Origin of the sequence: Trinickia sp. (assembly GCF_051953955.1) — a bacterium.
Lineage (GTDB): Bacteria > Pseudomonadota > Gammaproteobacteria > Burkholderiales > Burkholderiaceae > Trinickia.
Window position 1 is genome coordinate 1 of the sequence record NZ_JBQCIF010000024.1, and the last position, 7,113, is coordinate 7,113.

4 protein-coding genes are annotated in these 7,113 nt (G+C 66.9%); 2 read left to right on the plus strand and 2 right to left on the minus strand.

The features are described from left to right. The first annotated feature begins 275 nt into the window (after positions 1-275). On the plus strand, positions 276-3,089 hold the full coding sequence (glnE, locus tag ACTHNZ_RS04350) for a bifunctional [glutamate--ammonia ligase]-adenylyl-L-tyrosine phosphorylase/[glutamate--ammonia-ligase] adenylyltransferase (protein ID WP_440541271.1): 2,814 nt from the start codon (positions 276-278) through the stop codon (positions 3,087-3,089). An 83-nt stretch (positions 3,090-3,172) separates the two neighbouring features. Here glnE and recN read toward each other — a convergent pair whose 3' ends face one another. Both recN and ACTHNZ_RS04360 read right to left on the minus strand, forming a co-directional pair. Then, positions 3,173-4,840 carry a DNA repair protein RecN gene (gene recN, locus ACTHNZ_RS04355; protein WP_440541272.1) on the minus strand — a complete coding sequence of 556 codons (1,668 nt, stop codon included), beginning with the start codon at positions 4,838-4,840 and terminating at the stop codon, positions 3,173-3,175. Positions 4,841-4,914: 74 nt separating this feature from the next. Then, positions 4,915-5,823, minus strand: a complete 909-nt coding sequence (locus ACTHNZ_RS04360; RefSeq protein WP_440541273.1) for an NAD kinase — start codon at positions 5,821-5,823, stop codon at positions 4,915-4,917. A gap of 261 nt (positions 5,824-6,084) precedes the next feature. Here ACTHNZ_RS04360 and hrcA point away from each other — a divergent pair, with 261 nt between their 5' ends. After that, complete coding sequence (hrcA, locus tag ACTHNZ_RS04365; protein ID WP_440541274.1) at positions 6,085-7,104, plus strand: heat-inducible transcriptional repressor HrcA; 1,020 nt, start codon at positions 6,085-6,087, stop codon at positions 7,102-7,104. Positions 7,105-7,113: the final 9 nt, after the last annotated feature.

Here is a 7,113-nt window from a genome sequence, read left to right on the forward strand (position 1 = left end):
GCGTGTCCGGCAACGGCGGTTTCGGCGGATTCCTTGCTGTCGGACATACTGCGGCGAATCGGGGATGTGGTAGTTTGGCGTCTCGGACGACGAAATGTATCACAGCGGTATCACGGCGGCCGAACGCTCCCGCGCGCGAGAACGCCGCCGCATGCCATGCTCGCGGCCGTGCCGCCTGGTCGCGCAGGCGCCGGGGCGCTTTCGCGTTGCGGTGCCGCATACGCGGCGTGCGTCGCACGCCGTTTTCCGTCGCAACAAGCAAGCCACCCCTATTCATGACTGCCGCCGCACTGCTGAGTTCCGCTTATTCCGCCTATGCCGCGCGCGCGATCGCCGCGCGTCCCCAACTTTCGGAGCGCATCGCCGCCTGGGCGCAAGCGCCGATCACGCGAACGCGCATCGAGACGCGGCTTGGCGAGCTGATCGGGGAACTGCGCGAGGCGCAAGGTGGGCAGGCGGGAGCGCCGCTTGGAGAAGACGGATTGCGTAGCGCATTGCGCCGGCTGCGCACCGAGGTTTTCTGTGCGGTGATGGAGCGCGACCTGGCCGGCAAAGCCGACGTCGCCGAGGTGACGGGCACGATGACCGATCTGGCCGAAGCCACGATCCAACGAGCCGTCGACATCCTTTCGATCGAACTCGAAGCGCTCTACGGCGAGCCGCGCGCCGCCGACGGCGAGCGGCTCGCGCTCGGGGTCGTTGGCATGGGCAAGCTCGGCGGCCGGGAACTGAACGTTTCGTCCGACATCGATCTCATCTTCGTGTACGAAGACGACGGCGAGACCACGGGCGGGGCGCGCGCCGCCATTTCGACACAGGAGTTCTTCACGCGGCTGGGGCGCCGGCTGATCGGGGCGCTCGCCGAGCCGACCGCGGACGGATATGTATTTCGCGTCGACATGCGGTTGCGCCCCAACGGCGATTCAGGTCCGCTCGTTTGCAGCTTGGGGATGCTCGAGGAGTACTTCTACGTTCAGGGCCGGGAGTGGGAACGCTACGCTTGGATCAAGGGGCGGCTCGTTTCCGAGGAGGGCAGCGACGCGGCGCGGCGCTTGTCCGAGGCGCTCGACGCGATCGTCAAGCCGTTCGTTTATCGGCGCTATCTCGATTTTGGCGTGATCGAGGCGATTCGCTCGCTGCATCGGCAGATCCGCGACGAAGCTCAGCGCCGCGCCACGATGCGGCCCGATAAAGCGGACGACATCAAGCTCGGCCGCGGCGGCATCCGCGAGATCGAATTCAGCGCGCAAGTGTTCCAATTGATCCGCGGCGGACAGGACGCTGGTTTTCGGATCCGTCCCACGCTGGCGGTGCTCCGGCATGCGGCTGCGCGGGGGCTCATCGCGCCGTCCGTTTGCGCCGATCTGACATCGGCTTATCGTTTCCTGCGAACGCTCGAGCATCGCTTGCAGTATCGCGACGATGCGCAGACGCATGCGCTGCCCGTCGATGCCGGCGAGCGCGCGCGGCTTGCCGCGTCGCTCGGCTTCGTCGATTATGCGGCGCTCACCGAGGTGCTCGACCAGCATCGCGAGTTCGTTCAGGCGCAGTTCGATCAGATCTTCGCCGACAAAGCCGGCGGCCACGTGCGTGCGGCCGATGGCGGCAACGCCGAGGCGGTGCGTGCCGGAGCGTTGTGGGGCAGCGCGCTCGACGACGATACGGCCGACGAGCAGGTGATCGCGCACCTACAGGCGGCCGGTTTCGACGACGCGGCCGACGTGCACGCCCGCTTGAGCGCCGTGCGCCGTTCGGCGCGCTATCAGGGCCTGCCCGAGCGCAATCGCGAGCGTTTCGACAAAATTGCGGCGCGCGCGCTCGACGCGGCCGCCGCCCTCGAGCCTTCGGCCAAGCGTGCCTCGACGCTCGCACGCATGATCGACCTGCTCGAGGCCGTGAGCCGGCGCGGCGCCTATCTCGCGCTGCTCAACGAATATCCGGCCGCGCTCGAGCGCGTGCTGGCCGTGCTGTCCGCCTCGCGCTGGGCGGCCGGCTATCTGATTCGACATCCGCAGTTGCTCGACGAATTGCTGGACGATGAAGCGATCGGGAGCCCATTCGACTGGCCCGAGTTCAAGACGTCGCTGCGCTCGCGGCTGGCTGCGGCCGACGGCGCCGAGCAGCAAATGGACTTGCTGCGCCACGCGCATCAGGCCGAGGTCTTCCGAATTTTGCTGATCGATTTGGCGGGCCGGCTGACGGTGGAGCAGGTCAGCGATCGCCTGTCCGAGCTTGCCGATTCGGTGCTCGACGTGACGATCGACACCGTTTGGCAGCAATTGTCGAAGCGCCATCGTGACGTGCCGCGCTTTGCGGTGATCGCTTACGGCAAGCTCGGCGGCAAGGAGCTCGGCTATGCGTCCGATCTCGATCTGATCTTTCTCTACGACGATCCCAACGACGCTGCCGCCGACATCTACGCGACGTTCACGCGCCGTCTCATCACCTGGCTGACGACGGCGACCGGCGCCGGCACGCTGTTCGACATCGACTTGCGTTTGCGGCCGAACGGCGAATCGGGGCTGCTCATCACCGATCTCGATGCATTCCGACGCTATCAATTGCGCGAAGGCGACGCGGCCAACACGGCCTGGGTGTGGGAGCACCAGGCACTGACGCGCGCACGGTTCTGCGCGGGCGATACCGAGATCGGGCGCGAATTCGAGGCGATTCGCCATCAGGTCTTGACGACGCCGCGCGAGAGCGGGCCGCTCGCCGCCGAGATCGTGGCGATGCGCGAACGTGTCGCCGTAGGTCATCCGAATCGCAGTGAACTGTTCGACGTCAAGCACGACCGTGGCGGGATGGTCGACATCGAGTTCATCGTCCAGTACTGGGTGCTCCTGCACGCGGCGCACGACCCGGAGTTGATCCGCAATACGGGCAATATCGCGCTGCTGCGCGAAGTGGCGCGCTTCGGGCTCATGAGCGCGCAGGAGGCGGAGATGGTCGGCGCGGCCTATCGGACCTACCGCAAGCTGCAGCACCAACTGCGGCTCGACGGCATGGAAAAGGCGTGCGTCGCGCACGAGCGCATCGAGCACGAGCGCGAGGCCGTGCTCAAGCTTTGGCAGCGCGTGTTCGGTTGACGTCCCGTGAGCTTCAGGGCCGGCATCGGTAGCCGGCCAGCATCCGGCATCCGTTCTGTCCTGTTCTGTTCTATTCTGTTCTGCTATGCGGCCAGCATCTCCTTCGCATGCCGGCGTGTCGTCGCGGTAATCGCCAGGCCGCCGAGCATGCGGGCGACTTCCTCGACCCGGCTAGCCGAGTCGAGCGCCACGACCGTCGACAGCGTCGTACCGCCATCGCTCGCCGCTTTGGCTACTTGGAAATGATGATCGCCGCGCGCCGCCACCTGGGGCAGGTGCGTGACGCAGAGCACTTGCCGCATTTGGCCGAGCTGATGCAGCAAACGGCCGACCACCTCCGCTACGCCGCCGCCGATGCCGGTATCGACTTCGTCGAAGATCAACGTCGGGGTGGGGCTCGCGGCACTCGCAATGACGGCCAACGCTAGGCTGATGCGCGCCAGCTCGCCGCCGGACGCGACTTTCGCGAGCGGCCGCAGCGGCACGCCGGCATGGCCGGCGACGCGGAATTCGACCTGTTCGAGCCCGTGCGCGCCGCCCTCGGCGAGCGGCACGAGCGCCACCTCGAAGCTGCCGCCCGCCATCGACAATTCCTGCATGCCCGTGGTGACCGCCGCGCCGAGCGCCTTCGCGGCCTTGGCGCGCGCCTTCGACAATTGCTTCGCCTCGGTCATATAAGCCTGCCGCGCCTTGTCGACGGCCGCCGTCAACGCATCGAGATCGGCGGCTGCGTCGAGCGCGGCGAGCTGCGTGCGGCGGGCCTCGTGCTCTTGCGGCAGCGTCTCGGGCTGCAGCCGGAACTTGCGCGCGAGCGAATGCAGTGCGTCGAGACGCTGCTCGACCTGCGCCAGGCGGTCGGGATCGAGTTCGAGCCGCTGCGCATAGTGAGTCAGCGAGTACGCGCCTTCGCGCAATTGAATCTCGGCCGGTTCGAGCGCCGCGAGCGCGTCGCCGAGCGCGGGATCGATCTCGGCCAGATCGCGCAGCTTCGAAATGATCGAGCCGAGTTGGCCAAGCATCGCGCCGTCGGATTCCGCAATCGCATCGAGCGCGCCGCGCACGCCTTCGATGAGATTGGCCGAGTGGGCGAGCCGCCGATGCTCGGCGCTGATCTCCTCCCACTCGCCCGGTTGCGGCGCGAGCTTATCGAGTTCCGCGAGTTGCCAGGCGAGCCGCTCGCGCTCCAGTTGAAGCTCGCGGTCTTTCGAGGTGGCGAGCTCGAGCGCCTGCTGCGCATCGCGCCAAGCGCGATGGGCACGCGCGACGCCGGCGGCGATCGTCGTGAGCCCCGCGTGCGTATCGAACAGCGTGCGCTGGGCATCGGGCCGCATCAGCAATTGATGCGCATGCTGGCCGTGGATGTCGACGAGCATCTCGCCGACCTCGCGCAGTTGCGTGAGCGTGGCTGGCGTGCCGTTGATGAACGCGCGCGAGCGCCCGTTCGCATCGACGACGCGGCGCAGCAGGACGCGGCTTTCGCCGCCCTCGGCCTCCTCGCCGCCGAGGGCATGCCCGTCGAGCCAGCGTGCGACGTCGCCGGCGGCGTCGAACTCGGCCGTGAGATCGGCGCGCGCAGCGCCGGTGCGCACGACGTCGGCGTCGGCACGCGCGCCGAGCGTCAGTGCGAGCGCATCGATGAGGATCGATTTGCCCGCGCCGGTTTCGCCGGAGAACACGGTGAAGCCGCGGTCGAATTCGAGGTCGAGCGCGGCGACGATGACGAAGTCGCGTATCGAGAGATGGCGGAGCATGGGAGTCGTGTTAACAGCGTTTCCAGCGTTTCGTGCAAGGGCGGCGCGAATCGACGCGAGCCGGGCAGGCCGGGTCAGGGCGCCTTGGCATCGCCTTCCTCGTCGGACGGGTGCTCGTTCCAGTGCAGCTTTTGCCGCAGCGTCGCATAGTAGCTGTAGCCGACGGGATGCAGGAAGGGCACCGTGTGCCGCGAGCGGCGCACCTCGATCGTATCGTTCAGCTTCACGGCGGTGAACGATTGCATGTCGAAGTTCACGTTGACGTCGCGTCCACCGATGATCTGGATGCTGACGTTGGCGTCGTCGGGCAGCACGATCGGCCGGTTCGACAGCGCGTGCGGGGCGATCGGCACGAGGACGATGCCTTGCAGCTGCGGGTGCAGAATCGGGCCTTGCGACGACAGCGCGTAGGCGGTCGAGCCCGTCGGCGTCGCGACGATGAGCCCGTCCGAGCGCTGAATGTACATGAACCGGCCGCCGACCGACACGCGCAGCTCTGCCATCCCCGAAAAGCCGCTGCGGTTCACGACGACGTCGTTGAACGCGAGCGCGTGGTAGATCGGTTCGCCCTCGCGCACGATGCGCGCCTCGAGCAGCGTGCGCTCCTCGCGCTCGAAGCTGCCGGATAGCATTTGGGACACGCGCTGGCTCATCTCGGAGATCGGGATGTCGGTGATGAAGCCGAGCCGCCCCTGGTTCACCCCGATCAGCGGCGTGCGATAAGGCGCGAGTTGGCGGCCGATGCCGAGCATCGTGCCGTCGCCGCCGAGCACCACGGCGACGTCGGCACGCGCGCCGATCTCGGCGGGCGTCAGGGCGGGGTAATCCGCGATGCCGATGTCCCGGGCCGTATCGGCTTCGAACACGACTTCGAAGCCGCGCTTCTCGATGCAGGAGGCGAGCGCCGCCAGCGGCTCGCCGATGCCTGGCGTGTTGCTGCGCCCCACGAGCGCCACAGTCTTGAATTGGCTGCCAATTTCCATGCCGGCATTACACCATAGGTGTGTGTCGAAAAGAACCGTCGTCGTGGTTTGCCCTGCCCTTGCGGGCGCCAGCGGCGCCGTCCCACCCTGACGATTTGTCGCTAGAATGACGTTGTCCCGATGAGACGCCGGCGGCCAGGCGTGCCCGTCGCCGGCCGAGCGCGGTGTGTCGCCGGCCTGACCTTGGTGCCGTCCGCACGCGAACGCTCGAGCGCCCCGTGCGCTCACGGGGGGCACGCCCTTCGGCTAAAATTTTGCGTCATGTTAGAACCCCGCGCACAAACTCTCCTCAAGACGCTGATCGAGCGCTACATCGCCGAAGGCCAGCCGGTCGGCTCGCGCACGCTCTCGCGGTACTCTGGGCTCGAATTGAGCCCGGCGACGATCCGCAACGTGATGTCCGATCTCGAGGAGCTGGGGCTCGTCGCGAGCCCGCACACGTCGGCCGGCCGAATTCCGACGCCACGCGGGTATCGCTTGTTCGTCGATACGATGCTCACCGTCGAGCCCGTGCAGGACGACGAGGCCGTCGAGCGTGTCGTGCGCAAGACGTTGCGGCCCGGCGAGCCGCAGAAGGTGGTCGCCGCCGCGGCAAGCGTGCTGTCGAATTTGTCGCAATTCGCCGGCGTGGTCATGACGCCGCGCCGCAGCCACGTATTCAAGCAGATCGAATTCATGCGCTTGTCGTCCAAGCGCATCTTGCTCATCATCGTGACGCCCGAAGGCGACGTCCAGAACCGCATCATGGCGACGCAGCGCGATTATTCGCCGTCGCAACTGACGGAAGCGTCCAATTACATCAACGCGCATTTCGCCGGGCTCTCGTTCGACGAGGTGCGGCGGCGCCTGCGCGAGGAAATCGATCAATTGCGCGGCGACATGACGGCGCTGATGCACGCGGCCGTCACCGCCAGCACCGAGGAAAGCGACACCGGCGAAACCGTGCTGATTTCGGGCGAGCGCAACTTGCTCGAAGTGGCGGATTTATCGTCCGACATGGCGCGCTTGCGCAAGCTCTTCGACGTCTTCGACCAAAAAACGAGCTTGCTCCAATTGCTCGACGTGTCCAGTCACGCCCAGGGCGTGCAAATCTTCATCGGCGGCGAATCGACGCTCGTGCCGATCGAGCAGATGAGCGTCGTGACGGCGCCGTACGAGGTGAATGGCAAGATCGTCGGCACGCTCGGCGTGATCGGCCCGACGCGCATGGCCTACAACCGCGTGATTCCGATCGTCGACATCACCGCGCGCCTGCTCTCCACCGCGCTCAGCCAGCCCTAGCCCATCGCC

Excerpts from the sequence above, each read along its gene's own strand:
- glnE (WP_440541271.1), top strand. The coding sequence starts at position 276 with ATGACTGCCGCCGCACTGCTGAGTTCCGCTTATTCCGCCTATGCCGCG.
- recN (WP_440541272.1), bottom strand. The coding sequence starts at position 4,840 with ATGCTCCGCCATCTCTCGATACGCGACTTCGTCATCGTCGCCGCGCTC.
- ACTHNZ_RS04360 (WP_440541273.1), bottom strand. The coding sequence starts at position 5,823 with ATGGAAATTGGCAGCCAATTCAAGACTGTGGCGCTCGTGGGGCGCAGC.
- hrcA (WP_440541274.1), top strand. The coding sequence starts at position 6,085 with ATGTTAGAACCCCGCGCACAAACTCTCCTCAAGACGCTGATCGAGCGC.